A 17284-nucleotide genomic window follows, 5' to 3' on the forward strand; every position below is an offset into this window, starting at 1 on the left:
AGTGTAGAAGCTCCGCAAGTAGCGGTAACCCGCCACCGATCACAGGCGGGTTTCTTATGTCCGATTCTTGGGCATGTGTCCGACGCGAAAGCAGTCCGCGTCGGGAGGGCGGCTAATACAACACCTCGCAAGAGGAAATACGCCCGCCGACTACTTGCGGCTTCTAACCTCCCGACACCCTTGCGCCGAATCCCCGGCGCAAGCCCGGCTGGTTTGCTGGAGACCCCCGCATGAGCAAGGACACGCGTTCCATCCCCGCCGCATTTCGCGGCTACCTGCTGCCCCGTTCCGCCCACGACTCGCTGGTCCAGACGCGCGATCAGTTGCGGCTGCTGGCTCAATTCACCGAAGCCCGCACGGAGCCGACCGAGTATGTCGTCCTCTCGCTGGACGCGCTGTCCGAACTCTTCGAACGCACGGCGGGGTATGTAGACGATGCGTTGTCGCTCGTCATTCAGCACGGTCCGGAGCCTGAGCCGGGTTGATGATGTCGGCCGAAAGCGGAACCGTAGCGTTGTGCGGGGAGCGCGAGATTTCAGCGCTGTCGCTCCGTTGCCCCTCACCCCAACCCCTCTCCCGCAGGGAGAGGGGCTAAAGCGGGCTCACGCTCGACTCCTCTCAGCTCTGCACTCCCTTCGGTGGCCGCAGGGAGAGGGGCTAAAGCGGGCTTATGAGCGTGACAGCTCCCTGGGTGCGCTTCGCTTATCCGCGTTACAAGAGCTAGAACCGTAGCGTTGTGCGGCGACGCGAGGTTTCTGCGCTGCCGCTCCGTTGCCCCTCACCCAAACCCCTCTCCCGGTGGGAGAGGGGCTAACCACACTCACACCCAGCCCGTCGCGTAGAACACGCCGATCACGACGAACACCGCGATCGTCTTGATCACCGTGATCGCGAAGATGTCCTTGTAGGCCTGGCGATGCGTGAGGCCGGTGACCGCCAGCAAGGTGATCACGGCGCCGTTGTGGGGCAGGGTGTCCATGCCGCCGGAGGCCATCGAGGCGACGCGATGCAATACTTCCATCGGAATGCCGGCGGCGTTGGCGTTCGCGATGAAGGTCTCCGCCATCGCCGCCAGCGCGATGCTCATGCCGCCCGATGCCGAGCCGGTGATGCCGGCGAGCGCCGTCACGGTGACGGCCTGGTTGACCAGCGGATTCGGGATCGCGCCCAGCGCATTCGCCACGACGAGGAACCCCGGCAACGCCGCGATCACGGCGCCGAAGCCGTACTCGGACGCGGTATTCATCGCCGCGAGCAATGCGCCGCCGATGGCCGACTTGGTGCCTTCTGCGAAGCTGGTCATCACCGGCTTCCACGCGAAAACCAACACGGTGGCGATGCCTATCAGCAGCGCGCCCAGGACGGCCCAGATCGCGGCGAACTTCGCGACCTCCTGCACCACCGGCGCCGCGCTGCCGATGACCGCCGGATCGAAGCTGTGGCTCTCGCCGTAGAAGCGTGGAATGACCGACGTGAGCACCTTGTTCGCCACGCCCACGAGCACCAGCGGCGCGATCGCGATGAGCGGATGCGCGAGCGTCTGGCCGGAGAACGCCGCCGGTTCGTTCACCAGCGACGTGCCGTAGCCTTCGCCGTTCGCGCGAGCGGTGCGGCGGCGCCAGTCCAGGTACGCCAGGCCGACGACGAGGATGAAGATGCCGCCGATCGTGCCCAGCACCGGCGCGGCCCAGGTGTTCGTGCCGAAGAACGTGGTGGGAATGATGTTCTGGATCTGCGGCGTGCCCGGCAGCGCGTCCATGGTGAAGGTGAACGCACCGAGCGCGATGGTGCCCGGAATCAGGCGCTTGGGGATGTCGCTCTGGCGGAACAGCTCCGCCGCGAACGGATACACCGCGAACACCACCACGAACAGCGAGACGCCGCCGTAGGTCAGCAGCGCGCAGACCACGACGATCGACAGCATCGCGCGTTGCGCGCCGAACAGGCCGATCGTGGCGGTGACTATCGACTTCGAAAAACCCGACAGCTCGATGAGCTTGCCGAAGATCGCACCGAGCAGGAACACCGGAAAATACAGCTTCAGGAAGCCGACCATCTTGTCCATGAACAGGCCGGTGAACATCGGCGCGACCAGCGACGGATCGGTCAGCAGCACCGCGCCCAGCGCCGCCACCGGCGCGAACAGGATCACGCTGTAGCCGCGATACGCGACGAACATCAGAAAGCACAGCGCGGCCAGCACGATCAGAAATGCCATCGAAATCCCCGGGATCATTCAGTCCAGACCGCAACCCGTGCCGTCATCCCCGCGCAGGCGGGGATCCATGTGTCCGGTGCGTCACGCCATTCGAAGGCGGTGATGGAGGGGACAGTTGGATTCCCGCCTTCGCGGGAATGACGAACCAGGGCGATGGGGCAAGTCTCGGCGCGGCGGGGGGTGGCCGGCATTGTCCGAAGGTACAGGAGCGGTCTTTGTACCTTGCGCTCTAGGCTTGCCTCCATGACGGGGAGGGCCGTCGTCCATTTCGTCCGCCGGCAATACGCGGTGGGCGTCCTTGAACGAGTTGGGGGAGGAGCGTCGACATGAAGCACAGCAGCAACCGCAACGGATTGAGCATCGCCATCGGCATGGCCATCACCGCCGCGCTGCTGGCCCCGGCCGCGCAGGCGCAGGACACCACGGCCACCGCGCAGGGCGAGGAAACGACCACGCTGAGCGGCGTCACCGTCACCGCGCGAAAGCGCGAGGAGACGCTGCAGGAAGTGCCGGTCGCGGTCACGGCGTTCACCGCCGACGCGCTCGACCAGCTCAACGTCGAGGACCTCAGCGACCTCGATGCGCAGGTTCCTAACCTGACGATCTACGCCGCGCGCGGCTCGTCCAGCACGATCACCGCCTACATCCGCGGCGTCGGCCAGTCCGATCCGCTGTGGGGCGTGGACCCCGGCGTGGGCATCTACATGGACGATGTCTACATCGCCCGTCCGCAGGGCGCGCTGCTCGACGTGTTCGATGTGGAGCGCGTGGAAGTGCTGCGCGGCCCGCAGGGCACGCTGTACGGCAAGAACACCATCGGCGGCGCGATCAAGTACATCTCGCGCGGCCTGAGCGTCGACCCGGACGGCCAGGCGTCGGTCACCGTCGGCAACTACAACCAGCTCGACGTGCGCGCCGCGGCCAGCGGTTCGGTTGGCGATGGCGCACTGCGTGGCCGCCTGGCCGTGGCCAGCCTCAACCGTGACGGCTATGGCGAGAACCTCACCAACGGACAGCCGGTCAGCGACAAGGAAATCCTCGCCGCGCGCGGCCAGCTGGGTGCGTACGTCAGCGACAACCTCGACATCCAGTTCGCCTTCGACTGGATGGACGACCAGTCCGGCGTGCGCGGCGCGAAGATGCTCGCGCCGAACCGCTTCGCGCCGGGTTTCGCGCCGCTGGACGACCGATACGACATCCGCAGCGGCATGCCCAACGTCAACGACACCGAGATGAAGGGCGCATCGGCCACCGTCAACTGGCGCGTGAACGACGACTGGGCGGTGAAGTACATCCTCGCCAAGCGCGAGTCGGACACCGAGACGAACATCGACTTCGACACGCTGCCCAACAAGATCGCGGACGTGAAGGCGTTCTACAGCGACGAGCAGGTCACCAACGAACTGCAGGTGAACTACGACGCCGGCGGCCGCAGCCGCGGCGTGGTCGGCCTGTATTTCTTCGACGGCTGGGCCGGCGGCCAGGTGCTGAACAACTTCTTCAACGCGTCCTTCGGCGATACGCAGGGCACGGTCTACACCGACCAGTGGGCGCTGTACGCGGACTGGACGTTCGACCTCACCGAGAAGCTCAAGCTTGATGTCGGCGCGCGTTACACCGACGAGCGCAAGCACGCGGTCGTGCTCAACCGCTGCTACACCGATGCGACCTTCAGCACGCTGGCCGTGCGCTGCGCCGCGAACAACCCGACGCCGATCGCCGCCAACTTCGACAAGCGCATCGGCTTCCAGAACACCTCGCCGAAGGTGTCGCTGGATTACCAGGTCACGCCGGACATCATGGTCTATGGCCTGGCATCGCGCGGCTTCAAGTCGGGCGGTTACAACATCCGCGCGCAGGCCACCGCGGTGCCGCGTTCGGCCGAGCCGTTCGACGACGAGTCGGTCGACAGCTATGAAATCGGCACGAAGATGGGCTTCCTGGACCAGACGCTGTTCCTTAACCTCGCTGCGTTCCACAACAAGTACAAGGACATCCAGCTGTCGGTGTTCACCGCCTACGACAGCAACGGCGACGGCACGAACGATGCGTTCTTCGGCGATTTCACCAACGCCGGTTCCGGCACGGTGGAAGGCGTGGAAGTGGAATACCAGTGGCTGCCGACGAAGCACTGGCTGATCAGCGGCAACTTCGCGTGGCTGGATGCGAAGTACGACGAGTTCATGTACGCCGGCGTCAACATCGCCGACGAGCAGGAATTCACCAATGCACCGGAGTTCTCCGGTGCGCTGAACGTCGAATGGCGCACGCCCTTGTCGAACGGCGGCGATATCTCCGCACGCGTCGGCTACAGCTATCAGAGCGACGTGGTGGCGACGACGGAAATCGTGCGCACCGGTGCGCAGCCGATCACGCAGGACGGCTACGGCCTGGTGAACGCGGGCGTGATCTGGCGCCTGGACGAGAACTGGTCGTTCTCGCTGCAGGGCACGAACCTCGCCGACAAGGAATACCGCACCACCGGCTACAACCTCAACGCGGCGCTGGGCGTGCTCACCGGGTTCTATGGCGCGCCGCGCCAGTACAGCCTGGCGGTGCGGTACGACTTCTGATGCGGGATTCCGGGTGCGCCTTGCGTACTCGGACCGCAGCAATTCTTCCTTCTCCCTTCGGGAGAAGGTGCCCGAAGGGCGGATGAGGGGTAACGGAGGGTCATGGTTCGACCTGTCAGTGCAGTGCTGCACTGCGCGTTGGACGGTGACGCTCCGTTGCCCCTCACCCCCAATCCCTCTCGGTCTGCACTCCCTTCGGTCGCCGGAGGAAGAGGGGCTCTGCGTTGCGACGGCTGTGATCTCGTCGGCTCACCTTTCCAGCGTCATCCCGGCGAAGGCCGGGACCCAGGCTGTCATGCCTCCCGCATCCTCGCCGTCATTCCAGCGAGAGCTGGAACCCATTTGACTCTCGGAGCTTCCCTTCGCGTTGGCAACAGCGCAGCGCTGTACCGCAACGGTGGGTTACCCCTTCCGCTCCGTTGCCCCTCACCCCAACCCCTCTCCCGGTGGGAGAGGGGCTAACGCTATCCTCAGCCCATGAGCCCCGCCGCATGCCCATGCTGAGCTTCACCACCGTCGCCGTCGCCAGCCTGGCGTGGCTGGCGCTGATGTTCGGCACGGCGCTGTATGCCGAACGGCGGCCGACGGTGCTCGCGCGGCAGTGGCGGCACGTCTATGCGCTTTCGCTCGCGGTGCACTGCACCTCGTGGACGTTCTACGGCACCGTGACGCAGGCGGCGCGCTACGGCTGGCCGCTGCCGCCGACGTTCCTCGGCGCGATCCTGCTGTATGGCCTGGCGATCGCGTTCATGGTGAAACTCGTGCGGCTCTCGCGCGAGACCAACGCGACCTCGCTCGCTGACCTCATCGCGACGCGCCTGGGCAAGGACGCGTGGCTCGCCGCGACGGTCACGCTGATCGCCGCGCTCGGCCTGATTCCGTACATCGCGCTGCAGTTGAAGGCGGTGGCGATGAGTTTCGCGATGCTCACCACGCGCAGCTCGCACGGCGCCGCCGGGCCGGCGTGGCAGGACAGCGCGTTGTACGTCGCGCTGGCGATGGCGCTCTTCGCGATGCTGTTCGGTACGCGCCGTGCGAGCGCCGCCGAACACAACCGCGGCCTCGTGCTGGCGATGGCGTTCGAATCGGTGTTCAAGCTAGCGGCGATGCTCGCGCTCGGCGCGTTCGTCTGGTTCGGACTGGGCGATCTGCCGCAGGCCGCCGCGGCGCCGCCGCCGCCGCGCGGCGCCGATGGCTTCGCGCCGCTGGTGCTGCTGGGCGCACTGGCGATGTTCGTGCTGCCGCACCAGTTCCACGTCGGCGTGGTCGAATGCCGCGACGAGCGCGACGTGCGCACCGCCCGCTGGCAGTTCCCGTTGTACCTGGTGCTGATCGCGCTGCCGGTGCTTCCGCTCGCGACGGCCGGGCAATCGTTGCTCGCAGGCACCGGCGTGCCGTCGGACCTGTTCGTGCTCGCGCTGCCGCTGTCGCACGGGCAGGAAGGGCTCGCGCTGTTCGCGTTCCTCGGCGGTTTGAGCGCCGCCACCGGCATGGTCGTGGTGAGCACGCTCACGCTCAGCCTGATGATCGGCAACCACTGGTTCGCGCCGGGCCTGTTGCGCGGCGCGTGGTCGCGCAACGACGGCAGCGACCTGCGCGGCAGCGTGATCGCGCTTCGCCGCAGCGGCATCGTCGCGATCATGCTGTTGGCGTGGGCGTACAGCCGGCTGCTCGCGGGCAGCGACGCGCTGGCCGACGTCGGAGCGGTGTCGTTCTCGGCGCTGGCGACGCTCGCACCGGCGCTGTTCTTCGCGGTATGGCGCCCGCAGACGCCGCCGCGCGCGGCGGTGGCCGGCATCGTCGCGGGATTCGCGGCCTGGGCGTGGGTGCTGCTGTTGCCGCTGACGTTCGAAGCCCGTGGCGCGATGCCGGCGTGGATCGTGGCCGGGCCGTTCGACCTGGGCTGGCTCGCGCCGGACGGTCTGTTCGGCCTCACGGGCTGGAGCCGCCTTGGCCGTGCGGTCGGCGCCAGCCTCTTCGTCGGCACGATGACGACGGTCGTGGTGGCGTTGTGGCGACGCGAGGCGCCGCGGCGCGCGCAACGCGGTCTGGACCTTCGCACGCTGCGCGACGCCGGCTTGCGCTTCCTTCCGCGCGAACGCGTCGAGCAGCTGCTGCACGGCGTGCCCGCCGTCGGCGCGGTGCCGGCGGCGGTGGAAGCCGGCATCGAACGCGAACTCGCGGCCGTGCTCGGTTCGGCTTCGGCGCGCGTGCTGCTCGATGCGGCTCGACGCGCGGGCAGCCAGGAACTCGACACCGTCGCGGCCATCGTCGGCGAAGCCTCCGCCGACCTGCGCTTCAACCAGCGCGTGCTCGAAGCGGCGCTGCACAACATGAGCCAGGGCATCAGCGTGGTCGATGCCGAACTGCGCCTGGTCGCGTGGAATCGCCGCTACGCCGAGCTGTTCGGTTTTCCCGACGAACTGCTCACGGTCGGGCGGCCGATCGCCGAACTCTCGCGCTGGGCGCTGCAACGCCTGCCGTCGCGCGGCTGGAGCGGACGCGATCTCGAGCGCGCGCTCGAACGCCGGCTGGCCTTCATGCGTGCCGGCACGCCGCACCTGTCAGAGCGCGTGCTGCCCGACGGCAGCATCGTGGAAATCCGCGGCAATCCGATGCCCGGCGGCGGTTTCGTCGCTACCTTCACCGACGTCACCGCGTTCCGTCGCGCAGAAGCCGGGCTGATCATGGCGAACGAAACGCTGGAGCTGCGTGTCGCCGAGCGCACCGCGGACCTGGAAGTCGCCAAGCGCGAGGCCGAGCGCGCGAACGAAGCCAAGAGCCGCTTCCTCGCCGCGATCGGCCACGACCTGATGCAACCGCTGCATGCAGCGCAACTGTTCGCCGATGCGCTCGCGCAGCAGCCGCTCGATGGGCGCCAGCGCGAAACGGTGGCGCAGATCGGCGGCGCGCTGGATTCGACCAATGACCTGCTTACCGGCCTGCTCGACATGTCGCGGCTGGAGGCCGGCGGGCTGGAGCCGCAGCCGCGCGCCTTCCCTCTGGGGGACGTGCTCGAGCCGCTCGCGTCGGAGTTCCGCGCGATCGCCGCCGCGCACGGCCTGCGCTTCCGCTTCGTCGGCACGCGCGCGTGGACGCACAGCGACCCGCAACTGCTGCGCCGCGTGCTGCAGAACTTCCTCGCCAACGCCGTTCGCTATACGCCGCGGGGCAGCGTGCTCTTCGGCGTGCGTCGCGACGGCGACGGGCTGCGCATCGAAGTGCACGACACCGGACCGGGCATCGCGCCCGCGCAGCAGGCGGCGATCTTCGAGGAATTCCGCCGCGGCGAGGATGCACCGGGGCAGGGACTCGGGCTGGGATTGTCCATCGCCGAGCGCATCGCGCAGTTGCTCGGCGCCCCGCTGGCGCTGCGAAGCGAACTCGGCGCCGGCACGGTATTTTCGGTGCGCGTGCCGCTGGCGCCGCGTCCGACGGCGACGCCGCACGCCGTCGCGCACGACGGCGGGCCGCTGCGCGTGCTGCTGGTCGACAACGATCCGCTGGCGATGGACGCGCTCGCCGGCGTGCTGCAGCGGTGGGGCTACGAGGTCGTGTGTGCCGTCGACGGCGTCGAGGCCGAAGCCGCGTTGCGCACCGCGCCGGCGGCGTTGTGGCTGTTCGACTACCACCTGGACGAGGGCGACACCGGCGTGCGGCTGGCAGGACGGTTGGCGGACGCATTCGGCGCGCGGCCGACGCTGATCCTCAGCGCCGATCGCGGCGAAGAGGTGCGCCGCGCCGTGCACGAGGCCGGCCTGTCGTTGCTGGCCAAGCCGGTGAAGCCGCTGGCGTTGAAGTCCATGCTCGACCGGGCGCTGGCCGCGCGCGAAGTCGCGATGTCGTGAAATTTCTGCACGCCTGAGGCCGGTTCTGCATCCGCGGAAAGGATGTCCGCGCCTTCGTCACATGCCGCACAGCCTGCGCCGCCGCACCTGTCGGCGCCCCATGCCGCACGCATCAGCTTTGTTCCCTGAAGCAATTTCATCCGGCCTTGAGCCGCGCGGCGCCATCGGCCGCTTGCGCGTCATGGCATGGAAATTGCGCCTTTCCTCGGTGCAGGCGGGTTCCGGGGCCTGCGCCCACCCCACACGAGAGGACGCAACCATGGCCAACGACCACGCACAGGTAAACCGACAGGGCAAGAGCGAGCGCGGGTTCGCATCGATGGATGCCGGCCGCCAGCGCGAGATCGCCAGCAAGGGCGGCAAGGCCGCGCACGAGAGCGGGCGCGCGCACGAATTCAGTTCGGACGAGGCGCGCGTCGCCGGGCGCAAGGGCGGCGAAGCGGTCAGCCGCGACCGCGAACACATGTCGGCCATCGGTCGCAAGGGCGGCGAGGCGAGCGGCAGCAACCGCGCCGCGCGCGATGGCCGCGACGGAGGTGGCAACGGTCGCAATGGCGGGAACGGCGCCTGATTCGTCCTGCGCGGACTACGACGCGAGCTGTCGCGCCGGGTCGGCCAGTTCGAGTTCGCGCAGCACCACGCTCGCCTGCGTGCGATTGCGCACGCGCAGGCGTTCGAATATCGCCGACAGGTGCGCCTTGACCGTGCGTTCCTGCACGTCGAGGCGATCGGCAATCTGCTTGTTGAGCAGGCCTTCGGCCACCAGCGTCAGTACGCGGAACTGCTGAGGCGACAGGCTGGCCAGTCGCGCGGCGAGGTCGGCGTCGCTGCTGTCGCTCTGCGTGCGCGCCACGGCCGCACGCAGCGAACCGGGCAGCCACTGTTCGCACGCGAGCACGGCGCGGATGGCATCGCGCAGTTCGTCCAGGCCGGCGCTCTTGGGGAGGTAACCCGCCGCGCCGTGATCGAGCGCGCGGCGCACCACGCGCGGATCGTCGTTCGCCGACACCACGACCACCGCGACACCCGGGTATTGCGCGCGGATCGCCGCCAGCCCCGCCAGCCCGTGGTTGCCCGGCATGTGCAGATCGAGGAGGACCAGGTCGATGCCGGCGTCGGCTTCCAGCGCGGCGAGCACGGCGTCGAGGCTGCCGGCTTCGCGGATTTCGGCATCGGCAACGGCCTCCATCGCCGCCTGGCGCAAGGCGGCGCGGAACAGCGGATGGTCGTCGGCGACAAGCAGGCTCGGCATCGGGCAAGCCTAGCAAGCGGCCGCGCGTCCGGCGCGGCGGTGGTACGAAAGTACGATGGGCGACGCGGATGGGATTGCTAGGCTCGCCGCATGAACCTGACACCCGTCCGCATCGCCGTCGCAGGGGCCGCGCTCGCGCTGGCCGCCTGCGCCACCTCACCGCGCTCCGCGAAGGAGGCCGCACCGGTGTTCTCGCAACCGCGCACGACCGACCACCGCGGCGACGACGACCTGCTCAGCGGCGGTCTCGGCCTTGCCGGATTGCGCGCGATCACGCCGCCGGCCTTCGCCGATGCCGGGCATCCGACGCCGGCGGAACTGCGCCGGCGCGCGCTCTGGAGCAACTGGCGCGGCATCGCCGATCTCGCGCCGGGCGGCGGCTATGGCGAGCTGTACGGGACCATCGCGCCGATCCCCGGCCGGGAATTCAGCGCCTTCGCCACGGTGGCCGGCGCGAGCCAGCCGCACCGCGTGCTGGTGCAGGTGCCCGATGCGTTCGATACGGGCAAGCGTTGCGTCGTCGTCACCGCCTCGTCGGGTTCGCGCGGCATCTACGGCTCGATCGCCGTCGCGGGCGCGTGGGGGCTGCCGGAAGGCTGCGCCGTCGCCTACACCGATAAGGGCGCGGGCACGGACTACTTCGATCTCGACGCAGGGCAGGGCGTGCGCGCGGACGGCACGGTTGGTGCACGCGGCGAGGCGCTCGCATTCGATCCCGCGACGACCGCGACATCCGGCGTGGCCTTCAAGCATGCGCACTCGAAGGACAACCCGGAGGCCGACTGGGGCCGCCACGTGAAGCAGGCGGCGCAGTTCGCGCTCCAGTCGCTGGACGCGGCATTCCCCGGTGCGGCGCCTTTCACCTTCGACAACACGCGGGTGATCGCGGTCGGCATCTCCAACGGTGGCGGTGCCGTGCTGCGTGCGGCGGAACTGGATGGCGACTGGCTGGACGCGGTCGTCGCGGGCGAACCGAACGTCTACGTCGAAGGCGCGCGACCGCTGTACGACTACACCACGCAGGCGGCGCTGCTGATGCCGTGCGCGCTGCTGCACCTGCAGAACCTGCCGCAGCCGCCGCTCACCGCGCAGTCGGTGCCGCTGTGGACGCAGCGCTGCGCCGCGCTCAAGGCCGCCGGCCTCATCGAGGGCGACGACACCGCGGCGCAGGCGCGCTCGGCGTACCAGGCGATGAAGGCGTCCGGCTGGACCGACCAGGCGCTGCGTGCCGGCGCGTTGTCGGTGGGCTTCGACCTGTGGCGCGCGGTCGCAGTCACCTACGCCTCGGCGTACGGGCGCTATGGCTTCGGCGACATGCCGTGCGGCAATCGGTACGCCGCGCTGGGAGCGGACTTCGCGCCGCGTGCCGCCACCGCCGCCGAACGCGCGGCGTGGTGGTCGGACGCGAGCGGCATCCCGCCGGGCGCGGGCGTCCACGTCGTCGAACAGAACCCGACCGCGCCGCTCACCACGCTGCAGTGCCTGCGCGCGATGTGGACCGGCAACGACGCCGATGCCGGACGCGTGCAGCAGGGCGTCGCCGAAACGCGCGCCGACCTGCCACGCGAGGGGCTGCCGGTGGTGGTGATCCACGGAACGGACGACGGGCTGATCCCGCCGGCCTTCAGCAGTGCGCCGTACGTGCGACAGGCGAAGGCCGCAGGTCGCGACGTGCGCTACTGGCAGGTGCGCAACGCGCAGCATTTCGATGCGTTCCTCGGCCTGCCGGACTACGGCGCGCGCTACCTGCCGCTGCTGCCGTATGTGTACGAGGCGCTGGACCGGGTGGATGCGCACCTGGACGGCGCGGGCTCGCTCCCGACGGATGCGGTGATCGAAACGACACCGCGCGGGGTGGGGAAGGCGCTGCGGGCATCGGATCTGGCGATGCCGCGCTGAAGATCGCGTCTGTCGTGAGGTCATGACCCTTCTCCCGCGTGCGGGAGAAGGTGCCGGCAGGCGGATGAGGGCAGCGCTCGCGATCTGTAGCGACGGCGGCCGAGTGCACCGCGTGCCCTCACCCCAACCCCTCTCCCGCTCGCGGGAGAGGGGCAATGTCCCCGCTGTTTCTTCAGCGTTCGGGCAGGGCTTCGGATCTACCGCCTCTTGCTGGCTTCACGCCCGATTTGGCACGCTGGCGGTCTCACCGATCACGGAGCGCCGCATGCCGCGCCGCCATTTCTCGATGTTGCGCGAGTTCCATCTCGCCGACTGGTTCACGCTGGGCAACGCCTTCTGCGGCACCGGCGCGATCTTCGCGGCGATGCGCTTCCTCCAGGACGGCGTGGTGAACGACCTGCTCATCGGCATGGCGCTGATCCCGCTGGCCTTCATCTTCGACGCGCTCGACGGCCGCGTCGCGCGCTGGCGCAAGTCGGCGTCCACGCTCGGGCGCGAACTGGATTCGCTGGCCGACGTGATCTCCTTTGGCGTCGCGCCGGCCGCGCTGGCCTACGCGTGCGGCCTGCAGGGCGGCTGGGACTGGATCGTGCTGAGCTACTTCGTCGTCTGCGGCGTGAGCCGACTGGCGCGCTACAACGTCACCGCCGAAGCGCTCTCGGGCGAGGACGACAAGGTGAAGTACTTCGAGGGCACGCCGATCCCGACCAGCCTGCTGCTGGTGATCGTGCTGGCCGTGGCGGCCTCGCAGGGCGCCATCGGCGAGAACCTGTGGCTGGGCATGGTGCAGCTGGGGCCGTGGCAGTTCCATCCGCTGGTGCTGATGTTCGCGCTCTCCGGCTCGCTGATGATCAGCAAGACGCTGCGCATCCCCAAGCCCTGACCGGGGCGCCGTCGCGGCGGCGAAACACGGCGTTGGTACCATGACCGCCTTCCCCGATGGCGGTGATGGCGATGCAGGGCGTTGACGATTTCGAAGCGTGGAACCGGCGGTACTGGAACGCCTGGGGCGACGCGCTGCGTGCGACGCAGCCGGCCGCGACGCCGACCATGCCCGGATGGAACGAGGCCGTGGACTGGTGGTCGCAGTTCGCCCGTGGCGGGCTGCCGCAGGCCGACGAGGCCGTGTCGCGCTTTAACGCGCAGGCCCAGGGCTGGTTCGGGCAGATGCAGCAGCTGGCGGCGCAGTTCGCCGGGCGCAGCGCCAACGCGGGCGACATCGCCTCCGCCTGGAAACAGGCGCTCGGCGGCGACGGTGCCAATCCGTTCGCGCAGGTGTTCGCGAACATGCCGGGCAGCGCGCAGACCGATCCGTCCAGGTGGTTCGAAGCCTTCGCGCCGATGCTGCAATCGATGCAGCACGGCGCACAACCGTGGGACGGGCGCGCATGGCTGTCGTTGCCGGCCTTCGGCTTCGCGCGCGAGCACCAGGAACGCTGGCAGCAGCTGGCGCAGGCGCAGGTTGAACTGCAACAGCAGAGCCAGGCCTACCAGGCGCTACTCGCCGAAGCCGGGCAGGACGCCTTCGCGCGATTCGAGCGCAAGCTGGAGGAGCGCAGCGCGCCGGGCAAGCAGCTCGACTCGGTGCGCGCGCTGTTCGATCTGTGGATCGACGCGGCCGAGGAGGCGTATGCCGACATCGCGCTGTCGCCGCGCTTCCGCGATGCCTACGCCGCGCTGGTCAACGCGCAGATGACGCTGCGCGGGCGCATGCAGAAGGAAGTCGAGCAGCTGGGTTCGCAACTGGGCATGCCGACGCGGACCGAAGTGGACTCGGCGCATCGCAAGATCGTCGAACTGGAGCGCGAACTGCGACGCCTTCGCGATGCGATCGAAGCCTTGTCGCGGCAGTCGCGGCCCGAGGCGCGCAGCGCGCCGGCGGAGGAAACCCGATCGTCTGCCGCACCGAAGAAAGTCGCGCCAGCAAAACCTGCTGCGAAGAAGGCGCCGGCCAACGCGACGAAAGCCGGCAAGCCGGCGGGCAAGCGCGGGAGGACGCGCTAATGGACGCCTTCGGCCCGTTGGGATTCACGCCCGATTCGCTGGCGCAGGAATCGCTGCGCTTCCAGGCCAAGCTCCGCGCCGGCCTGGACACGCTGCACCAGGTGCACGACATCGATTACGGCGCGACGGCGCGCGAAGAAGTCTGGCGCGACGGAAAGGTCGTGCTGTACCGCTTCCGCGGCAACACGCTTCCCAACGGACGGGCACCGACCGCGCGCGTGCCGCTGCTGATCGTCTACGCGCTGGTGAACCGGCCGTACATGGTGGACCTGCAGGACGACAAGTCGATCGTGCGCGGCCTGCTGGAACGCGGCGAGGACGTGTACGTGCTCGACTGGGGCTATCCCGACCGTTCCGACCGCTACCTCGAACTGGACGACTACATCCAGCGCTACATCGGCGGGGCGGTGGAACACCTGCGCGGCGAATACCGCATGGACGGCATCAACGTGCTCGGCATCTGCCAGGGCGGCGCGTTCTCGCTGTGCTTCACCGCGCTCAATCCGCACAAGGTGCGCAACCTCATCACCATGGTGACGCCGGTGGATTTCCACACCAGCGACAACATGCTGGGCAACTGGACCCGCGGCCTGGACGTGGACCTGTTCGTCGACACGCTGGGCAACGTGCCGGCCGATGTCATGAACTGGTGCTACCTCACGCTCAAGCCGTGGCGGTTGTTCGTGCAGAAGTACGTGGGCATGGTGGACGTGCTCGACGATCCGAAGGCGCTGGAGGATTTCCTGCGCATGGAGAAGTGGATCTTCGACTCGCCCGACCAGGCCGGCGAGGCGTTCCGCCAGTTCGTGAAGCAGTTCTACCAGGGCAACGGCTTCATCAAGGGCGGCATCGACATCGGCGGGCGCGCGGTGGACCTGCGCAGCATCGAGGTGCCGATCCTCAACATCTACGCCGAACAGGACCATCTGGTTCCGCCGGCGTCGTCGAAGGCGCTGGCGGGGCTGACCGGAAGCGACGACTACAGCGAGCTCTCGTTCCGCGGCGGCCACATCGGCATCTACGTCTCCAGCCGCGCGCAGCGCGAAGTGCCGCAGGCCATCCACGACTGGCTCGGGCAGCGGGCGCGGTAATCGCCCGATCCGCCCGTAGCGCGTGACGAAGGTCCGCATACGCGCATGCGAACGCGCGGCGGCGACGTCGCGCGTGCGAAACTGCGGCGATCCAGAAGGACGCATACCGTGATCCGAATCCTCCTCGTCGCCTGCCTCGCGCTGCTCGGCGCCTGCGTTGCGCATCCCGCCACGACCACCGCGCCCCCCGCGGCCGTCAGCGACTCGGCCCAGTGGGAACCGGACATCGCCGCGTTCGAACAGGCCGACAGCGTCGTGCGCCGCCGGCCGGGTGGCGTGGTCTTCGTCGGTTCGTCCTCGATCCGGCTGTGGGACTCGATTCCCGACGATTTTCCCGGCGTGCCGATCATCAACCGCGGGTTTGGCGGCTCGCGCGTTCGCGATTCGACGTACTACGCCGATCGCATCGTCACGCCGTACTCGCCCAGCGCGATCGTGTTCTACGCCGGCGACAACGATCTGTACGAAGGGCGCACGCCGAAGCAGGTTCGCGACGACTTCGCCGCGTTCGTCGACAAGGTGCGCAAGGAGCTGCCGCGCACGCGCATCGCGTTCGTGTCGATCAAGCCCAGTCCGTCGCGTGCCGCGCTGCTGCCGCAGATCCGCGAAGCCAACGCGCTCGTGCGCGAGTTCGCGCAGCAATCCGAAGGCGTGGATTACCTCGACGTCTTCCTGCCGATGCTCGATGCGCAGGGCCAGCCGCGCGAGGAACTGTTCGTCGCCGATCGCCTGCACATGAATGCGAGCGGATATGCGATCTGGGCGGGCGTCGTGCGGCCGTGGCTGGCGGCGCAGCCCACGCCGTGAGCATTCCGCGCGCCATTGCGACGCTGCTCGCCGGCGCGCTGCTGGCGCTGCTGGCGGCGTCGGTGGCCGCCGCACCGCCGCCGCAGGCGCAGCGCGAGATCGAACGGCTGATCGACGCGCTCGGCCGCTCCGGGTGCGAGTTCCAGCGCAACGGTTCCTGGTATCCGGCCACCGAGGCGCAGGCGCACCTTCGCCGCAAGTACGACTACCTGCGAAAGCGCGACCTCGTCGCCACCGCCGAGCAGTTCATCGAGCGCGCGGGCACGCAGAGCAGCATGAGCGGCAAGGCCTACGCCGTGCGATGCCCGGGGCAGGGAGCGGTACCGTCGGCGCAATGGCTCGGCGCGAAGCTCTCGCAATTCCGTCACGCGACGCCCTGACGGCCGGCGCTAGACTCGCGCGCGTCGGCCGGCCTGGCCTTGCGAGCACGCGCCATGAACGTCACCCGCACGCTTACCCGCTCCCGCCACGATCGCATGATCGCCGGCGTCCTCGGCGGCATCGCCCGAAGATTCGGCTGGAATTCGACGCTCACGCGCGTGTTGTTCGTGCTGGTGTCGATCGCCTCGGCGGCGTTTCCGGGCGCGCTGGTCTACCTGATCCTCTGGCTTCTGATTCCCGAAGGCGATTGAGCCGCACCGGTCAGGGAGCGCGGCGAACCTTCACTGTCTCTTGCGATGCGACGGCCTTCCAGCCTTGCTCACTGCGGACCCACACGTCGGTATACGCGACCTCGACCGGCATCGCGCCGGGACGGGGTGTGAACACATTGATGCCCGTGATGACCGCAGTGTCGCCGGTGATCGTGATCGACATATCGCGCAGGCGCTGAGAGGCTCCCTCCGGCAGCGGCGCAGCTGCAAGCACTTGCGAGCGGTCGCGGCGTACGCCGTCCACGGTCGTGTTGACGAAGGTCGGGGCGAGGATACGTCCGATCGCGTCCTTGTCGTTGCGGCTTCCCGCGTCGAGCCAGGCCTGCTCCAGCCGGGCAAGTTCCGTCCGGTCCTCGGCCTCCCCCGCGAAGGCGGGCGCAGGTGGCAAGAGGAAGGCAACGAGCAGTCCTGCGGTTGCGAGACGAGCGTTCATGGTGATGCCCTCATCGGCAATCGGGGGAATTGCCGGTAGGCTGGATTGTATGCACCGCGTACCGCTACGCACATTGATACTTCTGGGCGCGCTGTGGACTCTGCCCAATACGCTGCTCGGCCTGCTGCTGGGCGTGGCCGGGCTCGCCTTCGGTTCGCACGCGCACTGGCGCCGACGCGAACTGGCGCTCGTCTTCCACCGCTGGCCGTGGGGACCCGGCGGGGCCATCACGTTCGGCAACGTGATCCTGCATACCGGCGACGATCTGGACTCGCCGTGCGTCACCTATGCCCATCGCGCCGGTCACGGTGAGGAAGCGCCAATCGTCCTGGCCGACCACGAACGCGCGCATGTGTATCAATACCTCGCGCTCGGGCCGCTGTTCCTGCCGCTGTATCTGCTGTCGGGCGGAATCAGCGTGCGCAACCGGTTCGAACGTGCGGCCGATCGCTATGCGAGCACGGGGCGCGGCTGGTGGCCGTGGTCGGCCTCGTAGCGACCCCGCC

General features: G+C 68.8%; 15 protein-coding genes. 12 read left to right on the forward strand and 3 right to left on the reverse strand.

Annotated features, from left to right (window positions below; all coding sequences use genetic code 11):
• Nucleotides 1-230: 230 nt before the first annotated feature.
• The gene (locus ABIE51_RS08495; RefSeq protein WP_192630392.1) at nt 231-485 is read left to right on the forward strand and encodes an XAC0095 family protein; all 255 of its coding nucleotides are present in this window, start codon (nt 231-233) and stop codon (nt 483-485) included.
• A 335-nt stretch (nt 486-820) separates the two neighbouring features.
• Here the strand turns inward: ABIE51_RS08495 and ABIE51_RS08500 are convergent, their stop codons facing one another.
• Nucleotides 821-2218, reverse strand: a complete 1398-nt coding sequence (locus ABIE51_RS08500) for a GntP family permease (protein WP_192630393.1) — start codon at nt 2216-2218, stop codon at nt 821-823.
• A gap of 326 nt (nt 2219-2544) precedes the next feature.
• On the opposite strand from ABIE51_RS08500, the gene ABIE51_RS08505 reads away from it, so the two are divergent.
• The 3 genes from ABIE51_RS08505 to ABIE51_RS08515 all read left to right on the forward strand — a co-directional run bounded on the left by ABIE51_RS08505 (nt 2545) and on the right by ABIE51_RS08515 (nt 9210).
• Complete coding sequence (locus ABIE51_RS08505; RefSeq protein ID WP_354503835.1) at nt 2545-4791, forward strand: TonB-dependent receptor; 2247 nt, start codon at nt 2545-2547, stop codon at nt 4789-4791.
• A gap of 491 nt (nt 4792-5282) precedes the next feature.
• Nucleotides 5283-8639: a hybrid sensor histidine kinase/response regulator gene (locus tag ABIE51_RS08510; RefSeq protein WP_502913268.1), complete on the forward strand. Its 3357-nt coding sequence runs from the start codon at nt 5283-5285 to the stop codon at nt 8637-8639.
• Nucleotides 8640-8898: 259 nt separating this feature from the next.
• On the forward strand, nt 8899-9210 hold the full coding sequence (locus tag ABIE51_RS08515) for a KGG domain-containing protein (RefSeq protein WP_115840642.1): 312 nt from the start codon (nt 8899-8901) through the stop codon (nt 9208-9210).
• A gap of 15 nt (nt 9211-9225) precedes the next feature.
• On the opposite strand, the gene ABIE51_RS08520 is transcribed toward ABIE51_RS08515, so the two are convergent.
• Nucleotides 9226-9891: a response regulator transcription factor gene (locus ABIE51_RS08520; protein WP_115840641.1), complete on the reverse strand. Its 666-nt coding sequence runs from the start codon at nt 9889-9891 to the stop codon at nt 9226-9228.
• A gap of 90 nt (nt 9892-9981) precedes the next feature.
• Here ABIE51_RS08520 and ABIE51_RS08525 point away from each other — a divergent pair, with 90 nt between their 5' ends.
• The 7 genes from ABIE51_RS08525 to ABIE51_RS08555 all read left to right on the forward strand — a co-directional run bounded on the left by ABIE51_RS08525 (nt 9982) and on the right by ABIE51_RS08555 (nt 16324).
• Nucleotides 9982-11790 (forward strand): 3-hydroxybutyrate oligomer hydrolase family protein, encoded by a 1809-nt coding sequence (locus ABIE51_RS08525; RefSeq protein ID WP_192630394.1) that lies wholly within the window; start codon nt 9982-9984, stop codon nt 11788-11790.
• 265 nt (nt 11791-12055) lie between these two features.
• Nucleotides 12056-12673 carry a CDP-diacylglycerol--serine O-phosphatidyltransferase gene (gene pssA, locus ABIE51_RS08530; RefSeq protein ID WP_115840639.1) on the forward strand — a complete coding sequence of 206 codons (618 nt, stop codon included), beginning with the start codon at nt 12056-12058 and terminating at the stop codon, nt 12671-12673.
• Between the two features lie 71 nt (nt 12674-12744).
• Nucleotides 12745-13794 (forward strand): class III poly(R)-hydroxyalkanoic acid synthase subunit PhaE, encoded by a 1050-nt coding sequence (gene phaE, locus ABIE51_RS08535; RefSeq protein WP_192630395.1) that lies wholly within the window; start codon nt 12745-12747, stop codon nt 13792-13794.
• Complete coding sequence (locus ABIE51_RS08540) at nt 13794-14885, forward strand: class III poly(R)-hydroxyalkanoic acid synthase subunit PhaC (RefSeq protein ID WP_192630396.1); 1092 nt, start codon at nt 13794-13796, stop codon at nt 14883-14885. The genes phaE and ABIE51_RS08540 overlap by 1 nt, the downstream gene beginning before the upstream one ends.
• A 45-nt stretch (nt 14886-14930) precedes the next feature.
• The gene (locus ABIE51_RS08545) at nt 14931-15692 is read left to right on the forward strand and encodes an SGNH/GDSL hydrolase family protein (protein WP_192630397.1); all 762 of its coding nucleotides are present in this window, start codon (nt 14931-14933) and stop codon (nt 15690-15692) included.
• A gap of 2 nt (nt 15693-15694) precedes the next feature.
• The gene (locus tag ABIE51_RS08550) at nt 15695-16072 is read left to right on the forward strand and encodes a YfeK family protein (protein ID WP_502913329.1); all 378 of its coding nucleotides are present in this window, start codon (nt 15695-15697) and stop codon (nt 16070-16072) included.
• A gap of 54 nt (nt 16073-16126) precedes the next feature.
• Nucleotides 16127-16324, forward strand: coding sequence for a PspC domain-containing protein (locus ABIE51_RS08555; protein WP_115840635.1), 198 nt, complete (start codon nt 16127-16129; stop codon nt 16322-16324).
• A 10-nt stretch (nt 16325-16334) separates the two neighbouring features.
• On the opposite strand, the gene ABIE51_RS08560 is transcribed toward ABIE51_RS08555, so the two are convergent.
• Complete coding sequence (locus tag ABIE51_RS08560; protein ID WP_192630398.1) at nt 16335-16778, reverse strand: nuclear transport factor 2 family protein; 444 nt, start codon at nt 16776-16778, stop codon at nt 16335-16337.
• 49 nt (nt 16779-16827) lie between these two features.
• Here ABIE51_RS08560 and ABIE51_RS08565 point away from each other — a divergent pair, with 49 nt between their 5' ends.
• A complete protein-coding gene (locus ABIE51_RS08565) occupies nt 16828-17274 on the forward strand; it encodes a hypothetical protein (RefSeq protein ID WP_192630399.1) in 447 nt (148 codons plus the stop codon).
• The last annotated feature ends 10 nt before the right edge of the window (nt 17275-17284 follow it).

Source organism: Lysobacter sp. OAE881 (assembly GCF_040546665.1).
Taxonomy (GTDB): Bacteria; Pseudomonadota; Gammaproteobacteria; order Xanthomonadales; family Xanthomonadaceae; genus Lysobacter_J; species Lysobacter_J soli.

What these genes read in the sequence shown, in the direction of transcription:
- ABIE51_RS08495 (WP_192630392.1), top strand. Translation starts at nt 231, where the DNA reads ATGAGCAAGGACACGCGTTCCATCCCCGCCGCATTTCGCGGCTACCTG.
- ABIE51_RS08500 (WP_192630393.1), bottom strand. Translation starts at nt 2,218, where the DNA reads ATGGCATTTCTGATCGTGCTGGCCGCGCTGTGCTTTCTGATGTTCGTC.
- ABIE51_RS08505 (WP_354503835.1), top strand. Translation starts at nt 2,545, where the DNA reads ATGAAGCACAGCAGCAACCGCAACGGATTGAGCATCGCCATCGGCATG.
- ABIE51_RS08510 (WP_502913268.1), top strand. Translation starts at nt 5,283, where the DNA reads ATGCCCATGCTGAGCTTCACCACCGTCGCCGTCGCCAGCCTGGCGTGG.
- ABIE51_RS08515 (WP_115840642.1), top strand. Translation starts at nt 8,899, where the DNA reads ATGGCCAACGACCACGCACAGGTAAACCGACAGGGCAAGAGCGAGCGC.
- ABIE51_RS08520 (WP_115840641.1), bottom strand. Translation starts at nt 9,891, where the DNA reads ATGCCGAGCCTGCTTGTCGCCGACGACCATCCGCTGTTCCGCGCCGCC.
- ABIE51_RS08525 (WP_192630394.1), top strand. Translation starts at nt 9,982, where the DNA reads ATGAACCTGACACCCGTCCGCATCGCCGTCGCAGGGGCCGCGCTCGCG.
- pssA (WP_115840639.1), top strand. Translation starts at nt 12,056, where the DNA reads ATGCCGCGCCGCCATTTCTCGATGTTGCGCGAGTTCCATCTCGCCGAC.
- phaE (WP_192630395.1), top strand. Translation starts at nt 12,745, where the DNA reads ATGCAGGGCGTTGACGATTTCGAAGCGTGGAACCGGCGGTACTGGAAC.
- ABIE51_RS08540 (WP_192630396.1), top strand. Translation starts at nt 13,794, where the DNA reads ATGGACGCCTTCGGCCCGTTGGGATTCACGCCCGATTCGCTGGCGCAG.
- ABIE51_RS08545 (WP_192630397.1), top strand. Translation starts at nt 14,931, where the DNA reads ATGCGAACGCGCGGCGGCGACGTCGCGCGTGCGAAACTGCGGCGATCC.
- ABIE51_RS08555 (WP_115840635.1), top strand. Translation starts at nt 16,127, where the DNA reads ATGAACGTCACCCGCACGCTTACCCGCTCCCGCCACGATCGCATGATC.
- ABIE51_RS08560 (WP_192630398.1), bottom strand. Translation starts at nt 16,778, where the DNA reads ATGAACGCTCGTCTCGCAACCGCAGGACTGCTCGTTGCCTTCCTCTTG.
- ABIE51_RS08565 (WP_192630399.1), top strand. Translation starts at nt 16,828, where the DNA reads ATGCACCGCGTACCGCTACGCACATTGATACTTCTGGGCGCGCTGTGG.